We start from the raw sequence: 23,426 nt of genomic DNA, 5'->3' as shown, positions 1-23,426 counted from the left end.
TGACTACAATTAGACTACAATAAACAAGACTTTATTTAGATAAAGTTTGTGATTGGTTCACCTGGTTTTGCTTTTTTAAACTTTGTCCCAGTTTCACCCGTAGCAAATTTTTGTTTAACTTTGACATAAGCTTCATCAGGTAGTGCCACATAACCAACACTATCTACCCACTTCCAAGAATTTTCTAGATAAAAGTCTACAAATTCTTTGACTGCTGGCTTGGTATCTAAAGACTTTTTGCTGACATAGATAAACAGGGGACGAGATAAAGGTGTGTAGATATTTTTGATGACATTATCTACTGGCACTGGTTTTTCGCACTTTCCAGTAGGACTTTCTACAGCAACCAGATTGAGTTTTTCTTGGTTTTGAATGTAGTAAGATATCCCGACATAACCCAATGATGATACATCCCCAGATACTCCTTGTACTAGAAGGTTTTGATTGTGGCTGGGAGTGTAATCTGTACGGCCATTCTTGGCTTTGCCAGTAACAGCTTGAGTCATATAATCAAAGGTTCCAGTATCAGAAGCTGGAGCATACAGTTTCAGCTTTTGCTTAGGAAATTTGGGATTAACTTGATTCCAAGTTAAGATTTTACCGTCTGATTTAGCACCCCAAATTCTTCCCAATTCCTTAATTGTTAGACATTTGGCAAAGTTATTTTGCCGATTAGCAATCACAGCAATGCCATCTAAAGCTATAGGCAACTCGACGAAATCAATATTCTTACTTTTACATTTCTTGATTTCTTCATCTCGAATAGTACGAGAAGCGCCAGCAATATCAATATCACCATTACAAAATTTACTGAAACCACCACCAGTTCCACTTGAAGCAACGCTAACTTTCGCTTCCGGTTTAACTTTGCCGTATTCTTCTGCAACCGCTAAAGAAACAGGGAAACCTACAGCCGCACCGTCAATACTCACTTGACTTTTTAATTCCTGTCCGCTATTACAAGCAGTGACACTGCTGGTAATCAGCATTAAAAAGGTGAGTGAAAAGCCATCTTTCAATCGGCTATGAAAACTCATAAATTATCAATTGAGGTAAAGTAATTGAGAATTATTTATATTTGGCTAGCTGCTAGACAAATATAAGACTTATGCAAGAGTTACGGAATAACAAACCACAGAGGCGCAGAGGACACGGAGAAATAAGAGTTTGAGAGATATTTTGCGTAAGTCCTAAAATATAGATATTATGCTTTGCTGGCAGCTTGAACTTTGTCAAAAATTGCCCCATCGCCAAAAAACTTTTTCTGGATAATATCCCAACCGCCTAAATCTTGAGATGTAAATAAAGTTTCAATTGGCTGATATTGAGATGCTACTTCTTGGGTTACAGTGGGGTTAACAGGACGATATTGTAATTTAGCAAATTCTCGTTGAGCTTCTGTAGAGTAAAGAAAATCAACAAATGCTTGTGCAACTTCCCTTGTACCGTGTTTCTCAACGTTTTTATCAACTATGGCTACAGGATTATCAATGGAAATATTGACTTTGGGAACAATATAAGGCAACTTGTTTCCATTTTTACCTGCTAAAATTACCTCATTCTCGTAATTGATTAAGACATCACCCTGATTTTTTTGAAAAAATAAATCGCTAGCTTCACGGGCATCTTTCGTCAAAATGGGAGTATTTTTATAAACTTTAGTGACGTAATCTAATGCTGTGGCTTCGTCACCTCCGTTTAGAGTTACCGAACCCCAAAAAGCTAAGAATTCCCAGATAGCAATACCAGAAGTTTTTGGGTTTGCCGCAATCACTTTCACGCCATCTTTCGCTAAGTCTGCCCAAGTATTTATACCTTTGGGATTACCTTCACGGGTGACGATCGCAGCAACCGATCTACTCACAATACCACTTCTGGGAGCTTTGGTTTCCCAACCCGATTTTATCAAACCTGCTTGCTGAATTTTGCTGACATCCAAAGGAAGTGCTAAATGTACTATATCTGCTTCTTGGGAACCAGCAATCACAGCCGCCGCTTGAGCTACAGAACCACCATAACTTTGCTCAAATGTAACGCTTTGGTTATGTTCTTGCTTCCATTTTTCGACAAATTTGGGGATTATCTGGTCATGAGCCGCTTTGGTGACAGAGAAAGAAACGAGTTTCAATTTGACATCATTTTTGCTAGCTGAACTGCTTCCAGAGCAGGAGGCAACTGTTATACTCAAAAAAGCACCTACTAGAAACAGACTCACAAAGCTTTGCACGGTGTGTCTATTTAACCAATTTCTAATTGTGTCCTTATATGAGAGTTGTATGGTCTGTAATGCTTTCATGACATAAGACTGCATTCTCTCAGTTAGCAATTTACTGAAATGTGTCGTTTGTTGCGACTCGCTCATCAGAATTCACCCCTAAATCTACGGTATTTCTAAGCAGATACCGTATTAGAGATTATAGGGTATATAGAATAATATTTATCATCTGGCTTCAATTTTTTTTTACAAGTAGGAACACTAGGGTCTAAACTTTGCTTGCCAAACTTCAAAAAGCTGATTTGTTTACAGCATACACACATTATTTTTGTATAGAATTGCCACAATAATTTATTGTGAAGAATTGGGGGAAAGCTAAAAGCTTTAGATTTTCATTATGAATCATCTTTTAAAGATGAATTTAGGAATGGCTCATCATCGGTAATTTTATCTGGAACGTCGAGCCTTTACCCTCATTGCTCATCACATAAATATGACCACCGTGAGCCTGGATAATTTGTTGAGCGATCGCTAATCCCAATCCAAATCCGCCGCTTTCTCTGGCACGTTCTGTATCAACTCGGTAAAAGCGATCGAAAATGTAAGGTAAATCTGCCTCTGGAATTCCAATTCCAGTATCTATGACCTGAATTACTGCCCGATCTGGGTGAGGTTCTAAGCGTAACCAGACAGTTCCACCAGATGGAGTGTAATTACAGGCGTTGTTGAGCAAGTTTTCCACAGCTAACCGTAGCAAATCGGGGTCAGCCCACAACTCAATGGGTTGTTCTGGTAAATGGCTGATCAACTTGAGCGACGCTTTTGCAGCTTGAGTATTGTAATAAACAGCTAAATTCTCTAGCAAGCTATTAAGATTAACCTTTTTGAGAGATTCGGGAGTTAATTTTCCCTGATGCCGAGCTAACAGCAGTAGGTTATTGACCAAGGTACTCATCGACTTGGCACTATCGATAATGTTCTCCACTGTGGGATGGATTTGGGGATAGTCTGCTGCCATTAGTAACCCAACTTGGGCATTGGTCAAAATCGCAGAAAGGGGCGATCGCAACTCATGAGAAGCATCTGATGTGAAGCGTTGTAGTTGATTATAGGCTTGCTGAACGGGTTGCATCGCTATGCCGCCAAGTACCCAACCTGTAAGTCCAATTAACCCCAGTGCTACAGGTACAGCAAGGGTCAACATTAACTGAAATTCTCTGAGATCGTTTTGAGTTTCTGTCAGAGGGATAGCAACTTGCAGATAACCGATGACCGAATTTCCTCCTTGAACAGGTAGGGTGACTTGACGCAGCCAAAGCGTCTCACCTGTAAACTGGTCAACGGACTTAATCGTAAGAAACTCAGATGCTATTCCTAACTTTTTTGGAGGTGGAGTACCAAAAAACCGCTTGAGTTTGCCATACGGGTCATACCAGCGAACATAGACCAGTTCAATATCTGCGGGGTGAGAACCACTACCTAATAGCGGTATATTGCTCAGATCGACTTCTTTTTGTCCTTGAAACAGCCGATACTGCGAACTGGCTGCCATTAGCTCTGCTCTTTTATAAAGCAGTTGATCTAATGCTTTGAGCTTGTCTTTTACCTCAAGATTGTAAATGACTCCAGCAAAGAGAATCAGAATGCACCCCATTGAAAGGGTAAACCAACGAGCTAAGTTACGACGACTGCGGTTAAACACAAATAGAAGAAGAATTCAGAAGTCAGAATTCAGAAGTCAGAATTCAAGATGTAATTAAATCGGATTAGCATTCTACTTGATTGTAGACTCTGAAATTAAATCTCAAGATGGTTCTGGAGGGTTGAGGCGATAGCCCATACCGTAGACAGTTTCAATCCAATGGGCTGCTGCTAATGTTTGCAAACGTTGGCGAAGTTTACGAACTAGAACGGTGATTGAATTGCTTTCTGGTTCACTACCCCACTCCCATACAGCTTGCTCAATCTGGTTGCGAGTCAGGACTTGCTTAGGATGACGCATGAAGTACTCTAGCAACTGAAATTCTTGGCTGGAAAGGGATACGATCGCTCCTTGTCGCTCCAAAATTAGTCTATCTAGATGAAGTTCGAGGTCTGCCAAGCAGAGGGTGTCTCCTTGCCAGAGGGGCGATCGCCTCCTCAATGCCCGCACCCGTGCCATGAACTCCACGATATCAATCGGTTTTACCAGGTAATCATCAGCTCCGGCATCTAATCCTATGACTTTATCGGGTGTGGTATCTTTTGCCGTAATCATTAATACAGGAGATGTTTTTCCCGCCGCCCGATACTGTTGACACAAACTCACTCCACTAATTCGAGGTAACATCCAATCCAAAATCAGCAGGTCATATTCTTTTTCAGCCAAAAGCCATTGAGCGGTTTCACCATCCTTGACACCATCGACGCTGTGTCCCGCCTGAGAGAGAACTATTTGCAGCGGCATTAATTGCTTGGGATCATCCTCTACCAGTAAGATTTTCATCGCTTTTATACACTTGTGCTTGTTTAGAATAATCCATTGAAGCAATCTCAACGTCTTTCATCAGTAAGATTTCAGAGGATTGTGTACCCCATTAGGATATACATGAAGTGTTACCTAGCAAAATCAGAAGCAGGTGTAGTGTGTGGCGTATTAGTAAACGTTGGCTGCAAGGGCTGGGATTAGAGTTTTGGTTGCCTCTACCACTAGTAGCGATCGTGTTTTGGCTTGGCTGTAATTTCCTAGCTGCTCAAGAGTTAAAACGACCCTACTCCACCGAGAAAAAACTTCAGTCAGATACTCAACTTGAAGCACGGGTATCAGTCAATGTGTTGCTCATTAACGCCGCCGTCAACCGAACTAAAAGAATTACCCAAGTAGAAGTAGAAACAGCAGACCCCATCTTAAAGCGGTTGGAATTAGAACTTCCAACAATAGAATTCAGCCAAATAGAAGCGACAATTGCCCAAGAACTAGGTCTACCCCGTGAAGATGTTAGAAAGTTAGTGCGCTATGAGATTGTGGACTAATATTAAGAGTATTTCAGGCTAGGAAATAAAAAATTAACAAAGCCCAGTGTCAACAGCGATAAAACTCCTAACAAGCAGGCTTTCTGTAACTAATGCTGCTTCTAATTTTATTCTTGTAATTCTTCTGCATAAGATTTAACAATCTTTTCTATAATTAGAAATACTTCTTCAAAAGCCTCAAATTGAAAATCATCAAATTTTTCTTTTTTATTGAATATATTATCAGCAAAGTCGTTTTTACTTAGTGTTACTTTTTCATTGTTCCTATTAAATACGTCTTGATCTATAATTTTACCATCATATTTATATTTATTTCTATCTGTACAATTCAAATCATCTTTAAAATGTCTACCAGTTTCATCATGAAATTCATTACTTAGAAACAATCGTCGTCCATTAACATCTTGCCTCTGGATTTCATTATCTTTGTAGTAGTGTTCAATACAAATATCGTTTTGACCATGACGATGTTGAGGAATTGGTAATGCAAACGAAAACATCCCATTTTTCCAATTTTTAAATCCTAAACTATCATCATTTACCTGTTTAGTTATATTAGGTTCGTCTCTGTCAAAAATTGCAATCATAGGTTGCTGGTGTTTTGTCTTACATAATTGTTTACACATTTCCAGCAGTTGGCTGCTACCTTGTTTTTGGGGATCTAAATCATCTTTAAAATTAATTTCAAAATCAAATTTTCTACCTTGATCTTCTAACCATTTTAGAGCAGAATTGAGATGTTTTATATCAGTTTTACCTTCAGTCCATATACTAGCTTTGATAGAAGATTTATTTTGATTTTCCAGTAAATTATAAACATTCAGTTTTTCATTACTCACTAATTCAGGCGCAAGTCGTTTCAACCATCTTAAAAAATTTAAATATATTTGGTCGTCTTTACCTCTAACTGTGCCAACAAACTCAATTTTACTTTTAATAATATATTGAAATGATTTTTGTTTTTTTAGATAGGAAGATTTATTATCAAACTGATTGTAAAATTCAGCTTGAGCATTATCAAGTCCATACTTTTCCCAAGCATGAAGCATCGCACGAATTTGACGAATGTATTTCCGTTTTACATTAAGTTTTTTGTTAACTGTTATGCCAGTAACTTCTTGATGTCTATGTTTACTGTATAATCTCGATTTAGATTCATTAACAATAAAACCATTATCCTCAATTGTTTTTTTGAGGTCATCACTTATAATTAACTTTTCTGCTTCTTCTGAAAACCAAGCTAAATGTCCAGGGAATTTTGGTCTAGAAGTTGAAAATGTGATGTCATCAGCATACCTTGTATAAATACAGTGATACTTTTTTGCAAGACGTTGTAGCTGGGAATCCAACCTAGCTGAAATCATATTTGAGACAATTGGCGATGTCGGAGCACCCTGCGGTAGCTTATTTTCATGACAACATATTTGAGCTAATACTGTCGCAATTTCCTCTGTGCAATTATATGGAGATGCCATCAAAAGACCGCGAACTCTACCAAAATTGATTGAAGAGAAAAAATCTTTAATATCTATATTTAGAACATAACGCTGTCGAAGATGTTGTTTAGCATTTGTCACGATACTCTTACCAGTAACAAAACCCTGAGTTGAAGGTTTAGGTTGATATACACACTTAAAAACTTGATTTAGCTTTCGCTGAATAATTTTTAAGGATGTATGCGGAACAGAAATAGTTCTGTATTCCCCCGTTTTCTTCGGTATTTGAAATGTTGTGTACGCCTTGTCACGAGGATAAATGTATAAATGATATCTCAACTGATAATCACTAATTTCCAACAAACTAGCGATGTCTTTACGTGTTTTTAGTTGAGAAAAGCGTTCTTTTAATTCTTCTTCTGTTAGACTTAAATTAATAGTACCCATGCTCATCAAAATTACATAGGAAGGTTGGATAGTCGCAATATATTCCAACTTACTGCCCAAGCGCTAGGCTGGAAGCAACACAAAGAAGGTAATTCAAGGCACATACGTTGGCCTTTAAGAATATGCCGCCGCAGGATCAACAGCGGAAATCAATAGTTTTTGCGAATATCCAACCTTGTTAAATTTAGCACAAATACTAAAAATAACAATAAAATTACTTTGAAAATTGATTAGTCGTAGTTTGATTAATGCGTTCTGCCTTGGTTTTCAATGTTTGGTTCATGGCTTCAAACCCTTGGCGAACGTCGAGATTTAATCGACGAGCCAGCAGAGGTACTAGTAAGCCTTGGAAAGATTCTTGCTGAATGAAGCGAACGCTTAGGCGTAGCCCGTCGTAAACATCGCTTGCTAACGGTTCAATGATAAAGCTGTGTTCAACGTCAAATAACCCTGGTATCAAAAAGTGCCATAACCAGCGCAGTTTGCGATTAGGTTCTACCGTAATCACCGTAGGTCGAAAGGTCACAATATCCCTACCCGGAGGCTGAAAGTGAACGGTTAGCTGTTCCCCTTCACTCAGCAAACCACTAATTTGACGAATAAACAGATTCCAATGTGGAAAACTGGCAAAATCAGTGAGTAGGTTCCAGACTTGCTCATCGGATGCCTGAATTTCAATTTCAGTGTAGATTTTCATGGATATGAGTTGATAGAAAAACCACAATTAAAACTGTTATTCCTGCTAAAAATAACCCGATGTATTCTAGTCCTAGTAATCGACCAACCCAAAAATTACGGGTGAAAGTAGACATATAAAGCAGGGTGAGCATGGGGAGAAAAGAACTTGATTTTCCTACCATAAAATAAATTCCGCAAAGTTTCTTTGGTGGACTACAAGAAAACTAGATTATTTCTTGTAAAGCATAATTAATACTATTCATGAAAAACTCACGTTTTAACAGCAAAATTCTGGCGGTTGGTAGACAGTTGTGAAGAAACTACTGACCTTGAACAACCAGGATGGAACATGGAGCGTGATGAACGACGTGATTGCTCACACTTCCTGCTAACAATTCGGCAAATCCTTTAAGTCCTCTACGACCAAGCACAATCAAATCTGCTCCCCAACTCCGGGCTAAATCACAGATGTTAGTTCCAGGATCTCCTGTTTGATAACTGGATTCTGCCATAATGCCTTGTGTTTTCGCTTTCTGATAGTAGAACTGGAGTAAACTTTGTGCCTGTTGTGTTTCTATTTCCAGGTCTACTAAATTTACAGTGAGTTGACTAGAAGTTGCTAGCTCAATGCTGTGACAAATCATTAACTGAGCAGCATCTCTTTGGGCTAACTCTAGCGCTTTTGCAAACACTGTTGCAGTAGCAGGTGAATCATCGACTGCTACCAAAATCTTCTTAAAGCTCATCTCCAACTCCAATAATCAATTACTTCATTTACTTGTATTGTCTTTTAGAAGATGTCTGAGAAGTATCAAATATTTCTTGATCCCCCCTAACCCCCCTTAAAAAAGGGGGGAATAAGAGTCTTAAAGTCCCCCTTTTTAAGAGGGATTTAGGGGGATCTCCAAGGGTTAAATGTATACAAAAAAACTTTTCAGACATTCTCTTAGCTTAAGGGACAAATGTGATTTAAAAGTGAAATTAAGTAGGATAAACGATTTATTCACTTTTCGTTCACATTCATCAGCAATCCTGGGAAAGAAGCAGAGAAACGAAACTAACCTAACTGAGATTTAAAACGAATACCCGAACCAATACGGTTCATGCTCACACTATAAAACTATAGTTTTTTACTATTTGGAGATTAATAAAGCTTCGTTTTAAACTTATTGATTTTTCTAGGAGATGTTGTGATGAATTTCAGTCCAATAAAAAAAGCAATCGGTGTCATTTCTACCCGTCAGGCAGTAACACAGGTGCTTGATGAACTCAGAGCAATTGACTTTCCCATGCAGAAAATTTCTGTGTTCACTTTAGACTCTGAAGACGAAAAGTTGTACGAGGATACTAAAACGGATAAACATCTCATCACTCCTATCGAAGGTGCTAAAGCAGGTGCAATTACAGGAGGAACAACCGGAGGCTTACTGGCACTAACAGCCGGACTTGGCGTATTAATTATTCCCGGTTTTGGCCCGGCATTAGCGGTTGAATCTGTGGTGGGTACACTGCTGGCGGGTGGAGTGAGTGCGATTTTTGGCAGTGTTTATGGTGCATTTCAAGGTTGGTTTGCTCCCGAAAGGCAAGCTAGACTCTTTGAGCCAAGCACCTGTCAAGAAAAATTTTTGGTGAAGGTAGAGGGAACAACAGATGAAATCTGGCAAGCAGAATCGATTCTCCGTGACTGGGGTGTGCAGGAATGGCAGATTTATGAACTTAGCAAAAGATTCTCGTAATAACACCAATTTCAAAAAAGAAAGATACAAATTCAAACAGATAAATCTAGATTAAATCTGTTAATTACTAATTATTTTTTGGAGACGAAAATGACAGCAGATACAATTGCTACAAATACTTTTTCTGAGACAACAAAAGATTTACTCAACTATGAATGGCATACTTTGGGTGAACAAAAGGTTGTGCAAACGTTAGCCAGCCATCCAGAAGCAGGTTTGACCCATGAAGAAGCTACCAAACGACATCAGCAGATGGGTGCAAACCAACTCACTGGTAAAAGTGGAAAAAGTTCTTGGCTACGATTTTTAGAGCAATTTAATCAACCACTACTATATATTTTGCTGACGGCGGGAATGGTGACGCTGCTGCTCAAAGATTGGCTAGATGCGGGAGTAATTTTTGGTGTCACCCTGATTAACGTCATCATTGGCTACATTCAAGAATCGAAAGCAGAAGGTGCGATCGCTGCTTTATCCAAAGCTGTCACTACCGAAGCAACTATAATTCGCGATGGTCAAAAAACTCGTCTGGCTTCGACTGAACTTGTTCTGGGTGATTTGGTATTGCTGGCATCTGGGGATAAAGTACCCGCCGATCTGCGGTTATTAAGTGTGCGTGGGTTGCAAGTTGACGAGTCTGCCTTAACAGGCGAATCCGTTCCGGTTGAGAAAGCAACGGCATCGCTGGCTGTGGAAACACCGTTAGCCGAACGCAGCAATATGGTGTATGCCGGAAGTTTCGTTAGTTTTGGACAGGCAGAAGGAATTGTAGTAGCGATCGCAGATGCCACAGAAACCGGTCGCATCTCGCAGTTAATTGAAAGCAGCACAAATCTGAAAACACCGCTAACGCGAAATATTGACAAGTTTAGTAAAAGCTTGTTGTATGTCATTTTAGGTTTAGCTGCTTTGACATTTGCAATCGGATTAGGACAAGGTGAATCTTGGATTGATGTTTTCAAAGCGAGTGTAGCTCTAGTAGTCAGCGCGATTCCCGAAGGATTACCTGCAATTGTTACCGTCACTTTAGCGATCGGAGTTTCCCGGATGGCACGACGTAAGGCGATTATTCGCAAACTACCTGCTGTGGAAACCTTGGGAAGTACCACTGTTATCTGCTCTGATAAAACTGGAACGTTAACTGAAAATCAGATGACGGTTCAAAAGATTTATGCGGGTGGACAACATTACACTGTTAGCGGTATTGGTTATGCCCCAGATGGTGAAATCTTAATGGATCGACAGCCTGTTGATTTCAATGCAGATGGACATATTGCTCTTTGGGAATCCCTGGAAGCAGGATTGCTCTGCAATGATTCTCATATTGAATGGGGAGATGGACAGTGGGACTTAGTAGGAACCCCAACTGAGGGAGCATTGATTACGGCTGCCAATAAAGCGGGATTGACGCAAGAGAATCTAGAGCAATTACCTAGAATAGACACCATTCCCTTTGAGTCTGAATTCCAGTACATGGCGACTTTGCATGAATTGGATGCAAAGCGATCGCTGAATGTGATTTATCTCAAAGGTTCTGTAGAGGCAATTCTCCAACGATGCGATCGCCTGCTCGATGCTCAAGGACAACAGGTTGCGCTCAATCCTGCCGCAGTGGAACAAGAAGTTGCTGGCATGGCAAACCAAGGGTTACGAGTATTGGCGTTCGCCAGTAAAGAAGTTGCGACTAAGCGCTCTTTAAATCGCAATGATATCGATCGAGGACTGGTGTTTCTGGGACTTCAAGGCATAATCGATCCGCCGCGTGAGGAAGCGATCGCCGCAGTAAAAGCCTGTCAATCTGCTGGAATACAGGTAAAAATGATTACAGGCGACCATGCACTAACAGCAGCTGCGATCGCCCGTCAAATGGGAATTTGCTCCACTGAAGCACAAGTTTTCACCGGACGGCAATTAGCTCAGATGGATGAAAAAGAATTCGCCCAAGCAGCTGAACAAGGTATGGTATTTGCGCGAGTTGCACCAGAACAAAAATTGCATCTGGTGAAAGCGTTGCAGTCTCAGGGTGAAATTGTGGCCATGACTGGAGATGGTGTCAACGATGCTCCTGCTCTCAAGCAAGCAGATATTGGTGTAGCGATGGGGATAGCTGGGGCAGAGGTTGCCAAAGAATCGGCGGATATGCTGCTAACTGACGATAATTTTGCATCAATAGAAGCGGCTGTGGAGGAAGGACGTAGTGTTTACCGCAACTTACGAAAAGCGATCGCCTTCTTGCTGCCGATTAACGTTGGAGAATCCATGACGATTTTGATTGCCATTCTCCTGGCCACCGTGCTTCCCATCTTACCAATCCAAATTCTCTGGCTGAACATGGTCAGTTCAGTAGCGTTAATTGCTCCCCTCGCCTTTGAGCCAAAATCTGGACAGGTGATGCAACAACCACCGCGCAACCCCAGAGAAAGACTTTTATCGGGTGGGTTACTCCAGCGCATCATCGCGATTTCCGTCTTCAATTGGGTAGTAATTTTTGGGATGTTTCAATGGATACTGCAAACTACAGGCAATGAAGCCTTAGCTCGCACGATGGCAATTAATGGGTTGGTGGCGGCAGAAGTCTTTTACCTGTTAAGCATTAGCCAGTTTTTACCATCTCTAGTCGTGAGAATCCAAGGTAAACGCACACCCGTAGCCTATGCACCTGCGATCGGAATTGTAATTGTGGTGATTTTACAATGTCTGTTCAGTCAGTGGAGCATGATGAATCAAGTGTTTGACACCACACCTTTAACATTTATCCAAGCTCTCATTTGTATGGGTGTAGGTTTGCCAGTGGTGTTTATAGCTCTCATCTTGCAGCGTTTCGATCCGCTCAATTAAGGGTTGAGGCGACGGTATTCGGTCTTAGAGGTGCAGAAAACTTTCCAGAGTCTCAACTTGAGAAGACAGTGATACGAGAGAACTCAATTTGTTGCTCTATCTGCGTTCGTTTGCATCTTTAAAATCTTGACATCCTCCCCACCGTAAACGGTCGGGATTCCTAAGACTGCGTATCCGAGCCGCTAGGGGTGCTTCTTTTTCAGTAGGGATCTTAAACTAGAATGATTATCAAAATATATAGTTAACAATCACATTGCCTTTAAGCTAGGGAATGTTGAAATCCAAGAAAATTATTATATGAATGCTGAAGAATTCTTAAGCCAAGGATTGAACCACAGTTTGCAAGGCGATTATCAAGGATCGAACGCAGCTTACACCCAAGCAATCAAGCTCAACCCTAACTCTGCCGAAGCTTACCATAATCGAGGAATTATTCTCACTGGTCAACTCAAAGATTATCGTGGTGCGATCGCAGATTTTAATCGGGCTATAGAAATCAATCCCAATTTTGCTACAGCCTACTATCACCGGGGTAATGCACGTTACTCTTTAGGCGATTATCAAGAAGCGATCGCAGATTATAACCAAGCATTAGAAATTGATCCAAATCTCGCCCAATCCTACCACAGCCGGGGTAATGCCTACTTTGCCTTAGAAAAATACGACAAAGCGATCGCTGACTACATCCAAACAATAGAAACTAGCACCCAGTTAGCTGATAATATCAATATTGATATTGCTAATGCCTATCATAATCGGGGTGTAGTTTGTTTTGAACGGGGCGATCATCAGGGAGCAATCGCAGATTTTCAACAAGCTTTACAGTGGTATCCTAATTTTGCCGCAGCTTACAGCAATCGGGGTAATATTCACCATATCTTAGGAGATTTTCACGAAGCGATCGCCGATCATGACCGAGCATTACAATTAGATCCAAAGTTAGCGGAGGCTTATCATAATCGAGGTAATGCCCACTACTCTTTAGAAAATTATCAAAGTGCGATCGCAGATTACAACCGCGCTCTAGAAATCAATCCCAGGTTTGCTGGAGCATATTACAACCGGGGTTTGGTTCTAGCTCATCTCAAAGAATATCACCCAGCAATTGAGGATTTTAATCAAGCCCTAAAGTTCAATCCTGATGATGTGCAAGCTTATTGTGAACGGGGTCTTGTCCGTAGTACCCTTGGGGATTATGAGGGTGCGATCGCAGATTATGACCAAGCCTTACAAGAAAATCCGACTCTAGCTTTAGTCTATGGCTTTCGGGCGAATGCTCTCCGTCGACTGGGAGACTATCAAGGTGCAATTGAAGATAGCAATCGCTTATTACAACTTAATCCTAGTTTAGCTGAAGGATATTGCGATCGCGCGGCGGCTCGTCGTTCTTTAGGAGATCATAAAGGAGCAATTAAAGATTACGATCGGGCATTACAGATTAATGATAAATTAGCCGCAGCTTATTATGGTCGGGGGATTGCCCGTGAAGCTCTGCAAGATTTACAGGGAGCAATTGATGATAATACCCAAGCGATAGAGTTGGTTCCTGAATTTTCGCAAGCGTATTGTAATCGAGGAAATACTCGTCGTCTTTTGGGGGATGAACAAGGAGCGATCGCAGATTATAATCAAGCATTAAAAATTAATCCTGATTTAATTGAAGCATATTACAATCGCGGTTCGACGCATTACGCTTTAGAAGCTTATGAAAATGCGATCGCAGATTACACCCAAGCTTTACAAATAAATCCTCAATCTGCTGCATTTTACAGCGATCGCGCTAATGCCCGCTATGCTCTAGAAGATTATCAAGGAGCAATCGAAGATTACAGTCGGGCGATCGCGATCGACTCCAGCTTTGCTGAAGACTGGTACAATCGGGGTCGTAGCCGTTCTCTATTGGGAGATTTACAGGGAGCGCTCACAGACTTAAACCAAGCCTTACAGCTTCAGCCTCATTGGGCTTCAGCTTACATCCTGCGAGCAGATGTATACCAAAATCTGGGTGATTCTCAAGGAGCAATTGCGGATTTCCAGAAATCCGCAGATTTGTATTACCAAGAGGGAAATGTTCAGTATTATCAACAAATTATGGAGCTAATTGAACAGCTTCGATGAAGGGATTGGGAATTGGGAAGAGGACTTGGGGACAAGGAGAATTGGGGACAAGGGGAAAGACTTGTTTCAAGTTCTCATTTCTTGTCCCCTTGTCCCCTTGTCCCCCTGCCTCTTCCCCAGTCCCTATTCTCTTATTTCTTCAAAGTAAAAGCGTTCCATGAAACGGCGGTCAATACAATCTTTGTAATGCCACAAGAGTTTATGAGGTGGTAAAGTAAAGATGCCTTTAGTTGCGAGCGCTCTTCCATCTCCTGTACCAATTAGACTTAAATATTGTTTCTGCGGCTTATAGGGTTTGAGTGACTTACCTAATATAATTCGCTGCAAATTATTAAATAAAGGTTTACCTTGTCTAACAGCAAATACCCCAGCTTTTGGACGCGGATAATTTACCATTGTGGCGATGTCACCAGATGCAAATACCTGCGGGTGCGTTTGAGATTGTAACGTGTCTTCTACCAGAATAAAACCTTGCTCATCAGTTCCTAGTCCCGCAATTTTTAACCATTCGGGTGCTGAAGCTTGTGTCACCCAAAAAATTTTATTACACTCTACTCTCAAACCAGAGTCGCACTTAATCTCAAATATTTCTCTAGTTTCCTTGGAGTTTTTAGGTGCGATATTACACACATTTTCTCCAAGATGTAGCTTAATACCTCGCTCGGTGAGAATTTGCTGAAGTTGATGCCGTACTGATTGATGATAATTGGGCATCAGTTGTATGTTACGCTGAAATAAATGAATTTCCAGATTTTGAATTGGTTGTTGATTTTGATGGAAAATCTGATGTAAATGAGATTGCATCGCAAACGCCAATTCTACACCGCCAGCACCTCCACCTGCGATCGCAATACGAATTGGTTCTTGAGGATTTTTACCTACAGAGGCAATTAGTTCATACCAATGTTTCAATAGCTGAGATACTGGTTTAGCTGCGATCGTATATTCTGCTGCTCCTGATACAGACACTCTGGCCGGAGTGCTGCCAATATCAATAGACAGCACATCAAAATCTACCGCCAATCCGTTAGCACAGAGAACTTTGTTGTTTTCCAAGTCTAGGGCAACTACTCTGTCAATATACAAATTTGCTTGAGCAAAGTTAGCCAATGGTTTCAAATCAATATGACATTCATCATGGGTGTAAAATCCAGCAATGTGTCCTGGTAACATTCCAGAGTAGGCTGTCTTTTGATTTGCAGTAATCAACGTCAAATGCACTCCGGGTAACGGCTTTATTCCAAACATTTTCAGGGCAATTGCATGGCTGTGACCGCCACCAATTAGCACTAAGTTTTTAAGCATAGTATGTTGACAGTAATCATTAATTATTTTCACGCTGTAAAATATATTTCATCAATCAATAACAGTCAATTAGCAAAAATATATCTGGGGATACAGGTTTTCCAAGAAAAAATTAACCAAACTCAACATAAGTCCCCAAAAAAGCATTTAAGAATCGCAATTGAACAACTAGAAAATAACACAAGAGAAAACAGTTTAGCTGTAATTAATGATTTAGAGCAAATTGCCAAAAATCATCCACAGTACCACTGGATAATTATGAACATTCTTACTACTTTTATCCGAAAAAATACTCTTTATCTACCTCAAGAAGAAGTAACAATTAATCTGTTAGAAAAAATTCGTCTAGATATTCAAGCAGCCCTTACCGTTATCGCTAAAAGAGATATAAATAAAGACCCAGAAAATGAGCAGCTTGATTTGAGTTATATCGATATGAGAGGAGTAAACCTGAATAAGGCGAATCTACAAAAGACAAACCTTTATCAAGCTAATCTTGCTGGGGCAAACCTCACAGAGGCTAATCTTGCAGGAGCAATTCTCAGTGCGGCTAACCTCGAAGGTGCTAACTTATATTTAGCTAACTTAGAAGGGGCAATTCTTAGTGCAGCAAACCTAAAAGGAGCTAACTTAAAAGGGGCTAACCTGCATTGTGCAAGCTTATATCTAGCTGATTTACATGGAGCAATTCTCAATGATGCCATACTTGATGGGGCAAACCTTAGAGAAGCTAAATTTTCTGAGTAAAACACCAGTCCTGTAAGGCGAAAGTTAAAATTAAAAAGCTTATAGGGTAGGATTTTCACTAATTTTCAGTAATTGTTCTATTTTCACCCTAATCTACTAATATATTCGATATTATTACTTAGTTAAAGAGGTCTTCTGACACCTATTATAATTTTCTGCTAAATGCTATACTATTTTTTCCAAGCATCTAAGTAATAATTCTAGGTTGTAAGGAAAATCTTTACCATGTCTTCTAAAAAGACAGACACTCTGTTGAATTGGTTGATAACTATAACAGTTATATTTGGCTGCTCATTGATTGTAATTTTCTTTGCTTTGTCCAGTATTAAAGAATTGTCAATTCAGGAAAAAATTCAGTATAGAAACCAAGCTTTAACAACTACTGCAATAGTTTTTCTGGCATCGGCGGCAATGTTTAATACCTATTACGCAGCAAAGCGGGCCCAAGCGATGCAGAAAAATGCGATCGCAGCTGAGAAAAACCTAGAAATTGGCCTTCAAAATGCCAAACTCAATCAAGATAGATTGATTTCAGAACGCTTTATGGGGGCAATTGCCCAGCTTGGTCATGATAAAGTTGAAACCCGAACAGGTGCAATTTATGCCTTAGAAAGAGTTGCTCAGGATTTTCCTAAAGAACACTGGACAATCATGGAAATCCTCACTGCCTTTGTGCGAGAAAATGCACCTATTCAGCAGGTGAAGGTTGAGCAACAAAAGCCTGAATATGCACCAGATGCTTATTCAGGTAGGCGTAGAGGTGGGCCGCGTCCGACACAGCAGTTAGAGCAAAACCTCCATGAAGAATTTCCAACAATCCGCACTGATATTCAAGCAGCCCTAACTGTTATCGGCAGGCGTAATTCACTAGAAGACCCAAAAGATCAGAAACTTGATTTACGTCATATCGACATCAGACGAGCAGACTTGCTAGGAGTTAACCTACAACAAGCAGATTTACGTGGTTCTGACCTGAGTGGGTCTGACCTGCGTGGAGCAGACTTGAGTGAGGCTGACTTAAACGGCGCTAAACTCATTAGGTCTATTCTCTATGAAACCAAATTATTAAAAGCTAGCCTCTGTGGAGCTAACCTATGTTGGGCTAATCTTAATCGTGCTAATCTCTCAGGGGCTAACCTGCGTTCAGCCAACCTTTCTGGAGCAAGTCTGCGTGTAGCGAATCTCCAAGGAGCAAACCTCTATAAAGCCAACTTGCAACAAGCAACTTTGAAAGTCGCCAATTTATCTGGAGCAAAGCTGTTTTTAGCTAACTTGCAAGGTGCAAAACTAGGTAAAGCCAACCTAAATCTAACGGGTTTGATTGGTGCTAACCTTTCAGGGGCTAACCTGAATGGAGCTAATCTTTCAGGGGCTAACTTGAATGCAGCCAAACTCCACCAAACAGAAGTCTATTTTGCCAATCTCTCAGAAGCCAGTTTAACGGAAGCTGACCTGCATCAGGCAAACCTGATTGGAGCGAACCTGCATAGAGCAACCTTTTATCAAGCTAACCTGACTCAGGCAAACCTGATGGGAGCTAACTTTTTAGAAGCTGACCTCAGTGATGTGAAACTGGAAGGGACAATTTTAACAGGGGCTAAAAACTTAGAGTTGCATCAGATTAGAAAGGCACTTGGCGATCGCACCACTCGCCTACCTGATTATATAGAAGCACCGACAGATTGGCGGCAATCAGGTTGAGTTAACGCAGCATCAGTTAGTTATTTGGGCGCATTCTACCGTTTTCACTTCAGCTTACTTTTCCAGACTCCAACCCAGTGCTAAGGCTACTTCAGCAGCTAATTCTAGCGGATTGAATGGTTTAGCGATCGCACCAATCATTCCCATCTGATTATAACGACGGCGATCGGAAGCCTGGATTTTGGCAGTTAACAAAATTACGGGAATCTTTTTAGTTACCGGATTAGCTTGTAACTTTTCAAAAGTGGCAATCCCATCCATCTCTGGCATCATTACATCTAGTAAAATCGCATCTGGTTGGTAAGTCTCAGCTTTCATTATCCCCTCTTCACCTGAACTCGCTGTTTCAACTTTCCAGCCTGCAACCGTTTCCAAGCAAATCTTGGCAACTTCTTGAATATACTGCTCGTTATCAATCACTAGAATTTGCTTTTTTGTCATCATTGCTATCCTCTTGTTGCCCACCAAATTTTCAATTTGGTGAGGGTGCAAAAACGCCGATTATTCATCCGCCAGTCGTACAGAATTCATTCTGAATTCTGACTCCTGACTCTTGAATTCTGTTCGATAAATTACAGGGATATTGGAAGAGTTTTTTGACACTCCCCGCGATAAATCGACGGGGATTCTTGAATCTAAGACATAACTTGCTCTTGCAGGTTTTCACCAACAAGAGTAGAGGTTTCATCTCCGCAAGCGTTGCCTGCGTCTAGCGCAGAGGTTCCGATATGCCCTACCGTACCCAATCCTCGACTAAGGATATTTCTAGCTGCATTTTCATCACGATCCATCACACAACCACACCTACAAACGTGCGTTCTAGTAGATAGTGTTTTCTTGACAACTTCACCGCAGCTAGAGCATTCAAGGCTTGTATATTGCGGATTAACCGCAACCGTGACACGTTTAAATACCTTTCCAAAGTACTCAATCCAGACACGAAACTGATACCAAGATGCGTCATTAATAGACTTGGCTAAACAGTGATTTTTCACCATGTTTTTAATACTCAAATTTTCATAGGCTATCAAGTCGTTAGACTGAACTACGCACCGTGCTAACTTCACAGCATGGTCTTTACGTTGCCTACTTATTTTGAGGTGGCGTTTGCCTAAAATCTGTCTTGCCTTGCCTCTATTTTTTGAACCTTTTACTTTTCTGGAGACTCGACGTTGTGAACGCTTGAGAACTTTTTCACTCCTTAGCAGAAACTTTGGGTTTTCAACCATTGTTCCATCTGAATCGGTGTAGTATTCCTTAAGTCCAACGTCTAAACCAACTGTGTTACCAGTTGGTTCTATGTTTTCAGAACGTTCTACATCAATGCAAAATTGAGCATATACGCCATCTGCGCGTTTTACCAATCTCACCCGTTTAATCTGGTTAATTTGGTAGAAGTGCAAATCACGAGTACCTTTGAGTTTTAACTTTCCAATACCTTTTTTGTCAGTGAAAGTTATTGATTTACGATTATCTGCAAGCTTCCATCCTGATGATTTGTACTCAACAGAGCGACAATCTTTTTGGAACTGGGGATACCCCTTTAAACCTGGAATACCTTTCTTGCAGTTTTCATAAAACCGAGAGATAGAAGACCATGCCCTTTCAGCACTAGCCTGTCTAGCCATTGAATTAAGTTCATTAGCAAAGGGAAAATTAGCTGCAAGTACAGCACAATATTTTTGCAAGTCGTTTTTACCTGTGCCTTTAACGTCCATCCATAGCCGAATACAACTATTACGGATGAACTTTGCAGTCCGAATTGCATCATCTATTGCGACTAGTTGCGCTGACTTTCCATAAGCTTTGAACTCAAAAACTAGCATCTCTTTACCTCCTGTCTTATACTATCACGACTGGTATAAGATATTAGAGATGTTGAAAATCTTGTATCTTTTCTTGACGGCTGAATAAATTCAGCTATTCGCTTATATCCCCCGCATGAATGACGGGGGCTTTACGCTTCACGGGTCGTAAAGTCCCAAACAACGGCAGAGCTACGTAAAAAGTGCTACCTTCCCCCAATGTACTTTCAGCCCAGATGCGTCCGCCGTGCTGTTGCATAATGCTTTTACAAATTGCCAAACCTAAACCAGTACCATCATGGTTACGCGAATCTGAAGAGTCAACTTGTTGAAAGCGCTCAAATATACTCTCAAGTTTGTCAGTTGGGATGCCGCGTCCGGTGTCTTTGACTGTCAACAAAACTTCATCGCCTTCTTGTTGCACCCCCAACCAAACCGTAGATCCAGCAGATGAAAATTTAATGGCGTTACTCAGTAGGTTAGTTAAGGTTTGGACAATGCGATCGCAATCTGCCAATACTTGAGCGGATAGAGCAGAAATGGATAGTGTCACTCCGGCTTTGTCAGCCAAAGGCTGGATGACATTTACCGTTTGAGTAATCAAATCAACGATATTGCAGATTTCTGATTCCATTTTCGCCTTACCCGACTCAATCCGCTCAATGTCTAGGATGTCGTTGATTAAACGTACTAGGCGTTCGGTGCTATCAGCAGCAATTTGCAACAGACGTTTTCCCTGCTCTGAGTCTGTCGGCAGCAAACCACTGGCTAGCATTCCGAGAGAGCCGTAAATCGAAGTTAAAGGTGTGCGGAGTTCATGACTCACAACAGAGACAAACTCATCCTTCATCCGTTCGATTTGCTTGCGCTCTGTGACATCTCGTAAGATGACCGTATAAAATATTTCATTACCCATATCTATTTTAGAGATAGAAGCTTCTGCTGGAAACTCACTTCCATCCTTTCGGCGACCATAAATTTCACGCCGTTCTCCCATCCGCCGGGCAACATTGGGAGATTGCCCAAAGTCAGCTACGTGTTGACGATGTGCTTGGAAAAAGCGCTGCGGTAAGAGTAAATCAAGACCTTGGCCAATCACTTCCTGGGCAGAGTAGCCAAAAATCTTCTCTGCTCCTTGATTAAACAAGGTGATATTGTGAAACCCGTTGATAGAAATAATTGCATCATCAGCAATATCTAAAATTCGGGCAAATCGGGCTTGAGAAAACCGTAATTCTTCCTGCGTTCGCTGACGTTCATCAAGTTGTGACTGCAACTGCTGATTCACACTTATTAACTCGGCGGTTCGTTCTGCTACCCTCAACTCTAATTCATTGATAGCTTGGTGAGAGGAAGATGGCAAAGATGAGGATAAATTTACTCCCCCTGCTTCCCCTGCTCCCCCTGCCCCTCTGCTCCCCTGCTCCCCTGCCCCTCTGCTCCCCTGCCCCCCTGCCCCTCTACCCCCCTGCGTCACACGCTGCCGTAATTTCATTCGTTCTAAGCGATTGACGATCCGAGTTACAAGTTCTGGCCCGACAATGGGCTTGCTTACAAAGTCATCAGCACCAACGCTAAACACCTGATTTACCATCTCGGCATCGCTATGAACAGTGAGGAATAAGATGGGTAACTCACTCCAGTGTGAATCGTTGCGTACCAATCGACAAAGCTCTATCCCATTGATATAAGGCAATTCCACATCTAAAATCAGCATATCTGGGGCAACTACTTCTAAAGTTTCCCAAAACTGAAGCGGATTTTCAAGAGCGATCGCTCTGAGTCCCCAAGGGCTAAGTAAGGTTTGCAACAATGCCTGAATTTGCGGATCGTCGTCCACAACCAATATTTTAGTTTCTGCATCGGAATGATTTTGCAGTGGTTGCGTCACTGTTTCTAATTGCGGGATTGGTGATACAGATATTGCCCCTGCATCGTTTCCCTCTATTTCTCGACGCAATAAATTTACCCAACTTTGGAGGTTGCCAATCTCAGATTTACTCAAGGTTTGACCAGAACTCAGCAGCAGTTCGATATTGCGGGCCAATTTTGAGCCAAGAGGCAAGCCAAAAGTCCCTAAAGACCCTGCCAAGGTATGGGCTTCTTTGGTTGCAAGGGAGAGTAATTCGGGATTTAAACTATTATTTTGATTTAAAGTTGCGATCGCTTGCTCTAGCACCCTCACCTGCTGCTCCACCCGCCCTTGAAATCGTTGCCAAATTTCTGCAACTGCCATTAGCGCTTGCTGCTGTGATTTGAGATTGGGTACCGGCGATTTTACCCTATCTACTTCCCCTCTGCTCCCCTGCTCCTCTGCTCCCCTGCTCCCCTGCCCCTCTGCTCCCCTACTCCCCTGCCCCTCTGCCCCTGTATCCCCGTGCTTATCCTCTTCCAGTGGTTTCAGACGATAGCCAATACCATAAACTGTTTCAACCAAATCACCGGGCGCTCCTACAGCTTTAAGTTTGTGTCGTAACCCTTTGATATGAGTGCGAACAGCTTCTTCTTGGGGAGTATCTTCATAAGACCAAAGATGTTCTAAAATCATGCCACAGCTAAACACCCGACGACTATTTCGCAAGAATAGTTCTAACAGAGCAAACTCTTTTGGGGTAAGCGGGAGCAGATTTCCAGCATAAATCGCTTCACAGCTACTAGGGTCTAGCCGCAACTTTCCAGACACCAGAACAGGTTGCGAGGTTACGGCTGGGCGACGCAACAGCGCCCTCACACGAGCAACTAACTCTTCTATATCAAAAGGTTTAACTAAATAATCGTCTGCACCTGCATCTAAGCCGATCGCTTTCTCATGACTACTATCGCGCCCTGTCATCAACAATATCGGCATTTGCAGACCATTAGACCGAATTTTACGACAAAGACTAATGCCATCCAGCTTGGGCAAAACTACATCCAGGAGAATTAAATCATAATCGTAAGCTTGAATAAAATCCCAAGCGGCATCGCCATCAGTAGCAACTTCAACCGCATAGTTCTGGTTAGTTAAAAGGTTGGTCAGTGTATGTGCATTTAACTCATCATCTTCTACAACTAATATTTTCATGTTAAAAGCTTTCCAAGTTAAAATGGATACAACAAATAACAACTCATAAACTTAAATTGGGAAAAAATTATCGAAGAAGAATTCAGAATTCAGGAGCCAGAATCCATTCTGGATTCTGTACGACTGGATGGAGAATCGAGGTTTAAAACCCCCGATTTTAAGACGCTCGTTCGCGGAGCGTGCCGTAGGCAAGACTCGCTTTCCGCGTCGCTATCGTGGAGAAGAAAAAATTCTTTCCTTACTGAAACCCCTGACTTGACTGCTGGGATATTCTGAATTCTGAATTCTGTCTTCTGACTCCTTCTTATGGTGCTTTTTAAATAA

Annotated in this window: 18 protein-coding genes; 6 read left to right on the top strand and 12 right to left on the bottom strand. The window is 41.4% G+C overall.

What is annotated here, in order from left to right; all coding sequences use genetic code 11:
* Nucleotides 1-35: 35 nt before the first annotated feature.
* The 4 genes from GJB62_RS14750 to rppA all read right to left on the bottom strand — a co-directional run bounded on the left by GJB62_RS14750 (nucleotide 36) and on the right by rppA (nucleotide 4,700).
* Nucleotides 36-1,037, bottom strand: coding sequence for a PstS family phosphate ABC transporter substrate-binding protein (locus GJB62_RS14750; RefSeq protein WP_114086071.1), 1,002 nt, complete (start codon nucleotides 1,035-1,037; stop codon nucleotides 36-38).
* A gap of 167 nt (nucleotides 1,038-1,204) precedes the next feature.
* Nucleotides 1,205-2,362 carry a sulfate ABC transporter substrate-binding protein gene (locus GJB62_RS14745; RefSeq protein ID WP_114086072.1) on the bottom strand — a complete coding sequence of 386 codons (1,158 nt, stop codon included), beginning with the start codon at nucleotides 2,360-2,362 and terminating at the stop codon, nucleotides 1,205-1,207.
* A 274-nt stretch (nucleotides 2,363-2,636) separates the two neighbouring features.
* On the bottom strand, nucleotides 2,637-3,917 hold the full coding sequence (locus GJB62_RS14740) for a HAMP domain-containing sensor histidine kinase (RefSeq protein ID WP_114086073.1): 1,281 nt from the start codon (nucleotides 3,915-3,917) through the stop codon (nucleotides 2,637-2,639).
* A gap of 102 nt (nucleotides 3,918-4,019) precedes the next feature.
* On the bottom strand, nucleotides 4,020-4,700 hold the full coding sequence (rppA, locus tag GJB62_RS14735; protein WP_114086074.1) for a two-component system response regulator RppA: 681 nt from the start codon (nucleotides 4,698-4,700) through the stop codon (nucleotides 4,020-4,022).
* A gap of 140 nt (nucleotides 4,701-4,840) precedes the next feature.
* Between rppA and GJB62_RS14730 the strand changes: the two genes are divergently transcribed.
* Nucleotides 4,841-5,227, top strand: a complete 387-nt coding sequence (locus tag GJB62_RS14730) for a hypothetical protein (RefSeq protein WP_114086075.1) — start codon at nucleotides 4,841-4,843, stop codon at nucleotides 5,225-5,227.
* Between the two features lie 107 nt (nucleotides 5,228-5,334).
* Here GJB62_RS14730 and GJB62_RS14725 read toward each other — a convergent pair whose 3' ends face one another.
* The 4 genes from GJB62_RS14725 to GJB62_RS14710 all read right to left on the bottom strand — a co-directional run bounded on the left by GJB62_RS14725 (nucleotide 5,335) and on the right by GJB62_RS14710 (nucleotide 8,534).
* Nucleotides 5,335-7,110, bottom strand: coding sequence for a reverse transcriptase domain-containing protein (locus GJB62_RS14725; RefSeq protein ID WP_114086076.1), 1,776 nt, complete (start codon nucleotides 7,108-7,110; stop codon nucleotides 5,335-5,337).
* 214 nt (nucleotides 7,111-7,324) lie between these two features.
* The gene (locus GJB62_RS14720; protein WP_114086077.1) at nucleotides 7,325-7,807 is read right to left on the bottom strand and encodes an SRPBCC domain-containing protein; all 483 of its coding nucleotides are present in this window, start codon (nucleotides 7,805-7,807) and stop codon (nucleotides 7,325-7,327) included.
* The gene (locus GJB62_RS14715; RefSeq protein ID WP_147262604.1) at nucleotides 7,791-7,970 is read right to left on the bottom strand and encodes a hypothetical protein; all 180 of its coding nucleotides are present in this window, start codon (nucleotides 7,968-7,970) and stop codon (nucleotides 7,791-7,793) included. The genes GJB62_RS14720 and GJB62_RS14715 overlap by 17 nt, the downstream gene beginning before the upstream one ends.
* A gap of 138 nt (nucleotides 7,971-8,108) precedes the next feature.
* On the bottom strand, nucleotides 8,109-8,534 hold the full coding sequence (locus GJB62_RS14710) for a universal stress protein (protein WP_114086078.1): 426 nt from the start codon (nucleotides 8,532-8,534) through the stop codon (nucleotides 8,109-8,111).
* A gap of 447 nt (nucleotides 8,535-8,981) precedes the next feature.
* On the opposite strand from GJB62_RS14710, the gene GJB62_RS14705 reads away from it, so the two are divergent.
* The 3 genes from GJB62_RS14705 to GJB62_RS14695 all read left to right on the top strand — a co-directional run bounded on the left by GJB62_RS14705 (nucleotide 8,982) and on the right by GJB62_RS14695 (nucleotide 14,480).
* Nucleotides 8,982-9,524 carry a hypothetical protein gene (locus GJB62_RS14705; RefSeq protein ID WP_114086079.1) on the top strand — a complete coding sequence of 181 codons (543 nt, stop codon included), beginning with the start codon at nucleotides 8,982-8,984 and terminating at the stop codon, nucleotides 9,522-9,524.
* A 90-nt stretch (nucleotides 9,525-9,614) separates the two neighbouring features.
* Nucleotides 9,615-12,362: an HAD-IC family P-type ATPase gene (locus GJB62_RS14700; protein WP_114086080.1), complete on the top strand. Its 2,748-nt coding sequence runs from the start codon at nucleotides 9,615-9,617 to the stop codon at nucleotides 12,360-12,362.
* A gap of 297 nt (nucleotides 12,363-12,659) precedes the next feature.
* Nucleotides 12,660-14,480, top strand: a complete 1,821-nt coding sequence (locus GJB62_RS14695; protein ID WP_114086081.1) for a tetratricopeptide repeat protein — start codon at nucleotides 12,660-12,662, stop codon at nucleotides 14,478-14,480.
* A gap of 123 nt (nucleotides 14,481-14,603) precedes the next feature.
* On the opposite strand, the gene GJB62_RS14690 is transcribed toward GJB62_RS14695, so the two are convergent.
* Nucleotides 14,604-15,785 (bottom strand): FAD-dependent oxidoreductase, encoded by a 1,182-nt coding sequence (locus GJB62_RS14690; protein WP_114086082.1) that lies wholly within the window; start codon nucleotides 15,783-15,785, stop codon nucleotides 14,604-14,606.
* Nucleotides 15,786-15,788: 3 nt separating this feature from the next.
* On the opposite strand from GJB62_RS14690, the gene GJB62_RS14685 reads away from it, so the two are divergent.
* Both GJB62_RS14685 and GJB62_RS14680 read left to right on the top strand, forming a co-directional pair.
* A complete protein-coding gene (locus tag GJB62_RS14685; protein WP_114086083.1) occupies nucleotides 15,789-16,532 on the top strand; it encodes a pentapeptide repeat-containing protein in 744 nt (247 codons plus the stop codon).
* A 225-nt stretch (nucleotides 16,533-16,757) separates the two neighbouring features.
* Nucleotides 16,758-18,233, top strand: coding sequence for a pentapeptide repeat-containing protein (locus tag GJB62_RS14680; RefSeq protein WP_114086084.1), 1,476 nt, complete (start codon nucleotides 16,758-16,760; stop codon nucleotides 18,231-18,233).
* Between the two features lie 54 nt (nucleotides 18,234-18,287).
* Here GJB62_RS14680 and GJB62_RS14675 read toward each other — a convergent pair whose 3' ends face one another.
* The 3 genes from GJB62_RS14675 to GJB62_RS14665 form a co-directional block, all read right to left on the bottom strand.
* Nucleotides 18,288-18,674, bottom strand: coding sequence for a response regulator (locus GJB62_RS14675; protein ID WP_114086159.1), 387 nt, complete (start codon nucleotides 18,672-18,674; stop codon nucleotides 18,288-18,290).
* 194 nt (nucleotides 18,675-18,868) lie between these two features.
* On the bottom strand, nucleotides 18,869-20,059 hold the full coding sequence (locus GJB62_RS14670; protein WP_114086085.1) for an RNA-guided endonuclease TnpB family protein: 1,191 nt from the start codon (nucleotides 20,057-20,059) through the stop codon (nucleotides 18,869-18,871).
* Nucleotides 20,060-20,153: 94 nt separating this feature from the next.
* Complete coding sequence (locus GJB62_RS14665) at nucleotides 20,154-23,102, bottom strand: response regulator (RefSeq protein WP_245246171.1); 2,949 nt, start codon at nucleotides 23,100-23,102, stop codon at nucleotides 20,154-20,156.
* Between the last annotated feature and the right edge of the window lie 324 nt (nucleotides 23,103-23,426).

Source organism: Nostoc sp. ATCC 53789, assembly GCF_009873495.1.
Taxonomy (GTDB): domain Bacteria; phylum Cyanobacteriota; class Cyanobacteriia; order Cyanobacteriales; family Nostocaceae; genus Nostoc; species Nostoc muscorum_A.
Note: the sequence above shows the minus strand (reverse complement) of the source record. Positions and strands in the feature narration are given on the sequence as shown.

Coding starts and splice junctions, on each gene's coding strand:
- GJB62_RS14715 (WP_147262604.1), bottom strand. CDS start 7,970: ATGGTAGGAAAATCAAGTTCTTTTCTCCCCATGCTCACCCTGCTTTAT.
- GJB62_RS14685 (WP_114086083.1), top strand. CDS start 15,789: ATGTTGACAGTAATCATTAATTATTTTCACGCTGTAAAATATATTTCA.
- GJB62_RS14670 (WP_114086085.1), bottom strand. CDS start 20,059: ATGCTAGTTTTTGAGTTCAAAGCTTATGGAAAGTCAGCGCAACTAGTC.
- GJB62_RS14695 (WP_114086081.1), top strand. CDS start 12,660: ATGAATGCTGAAGAATTCTTAAGCCAAGGATTGAACCACAGTTTGCAA.
- GJB62_RS14665 (WP_245246171.1), bottom strand. CDS start 23,102: ATGAAAATATTAGTTGTAGAAGATGATGAGTTAAATGCACATACACTG.
- GJB62_RS14750 (WP_114086071.1), bottom strand. CDS start 1,037: ATGAGTTTTCATAGCCGATTGAAAGATGGCTTTTCACTCACCTTTTTA.
- GJB62_RS14680 (WP_114086084.1), top strand. CDS start 16,758: ATGTCTTCTAAAAAGACAGACACTCTGTTGAATTGGTTGATAACTATA.
- rppA (WP_114086074.1), bottom strand. CDS start 4,700: ATGAAAATCTTACTGGTAGAGGATGATCCCAAGCAATTAATGCCGCTG.
- GJB62_RS14700 (WP_114086080.1), top strand. CDS start 9,615: ATGACAGCAGATACAATTGCTACAAATACTTTTTCTGAGACAACAAAA.
- GJB62_RS14720 (WP_114086077.1), bottom strand. CDS start 7,807: ATGAAAATCTACACTGAAATTGAAATTCAGGCATCCGATGAGCAAGTC.
- GJB62_RS14675 (WP_114086159.1), bottom strand. CDS start 18,674: ATGACAAAAAAGCAAATTCTAGTGATTGATAACGAGCAGTATATTCAA.
- GJB62_RS14710 (WP_114086078.1), bottom strand. CDS start 8,534: ATGAGCTTTAAGAAGATTTTGGTAGCAGTCGATGATTCACCTGCTACT.
- GJB62_RS14690 (WP_114086082.1), bottom strand. CDS start 15,785: ATGCTTAAAAACTTAGTGCTAATTGGTGGCGGTCACAGCCATGCAATT.
- GJB62_RS14745 (WP_114086072.1), bottom strand. CDS start 2,362: ATGAGCGAGTCGCAACAAACGACACATTTCAGTAAATTGCTAACTGAG.
- GJB62_RS14725 (WP_114086076.1), bottom strand. CDS start 7,110: ATGGGTACTATTAATTTAAGTCTAACAGAAGAAGAATTAAAAGAACGC.
- GJB62_RS14705 (WP_114086079.1), top strand. CDS start 8,982: ATGAATTTCAGTCCAATAAAAAAAGCAATCGGTGTCATTTCTACCCGT.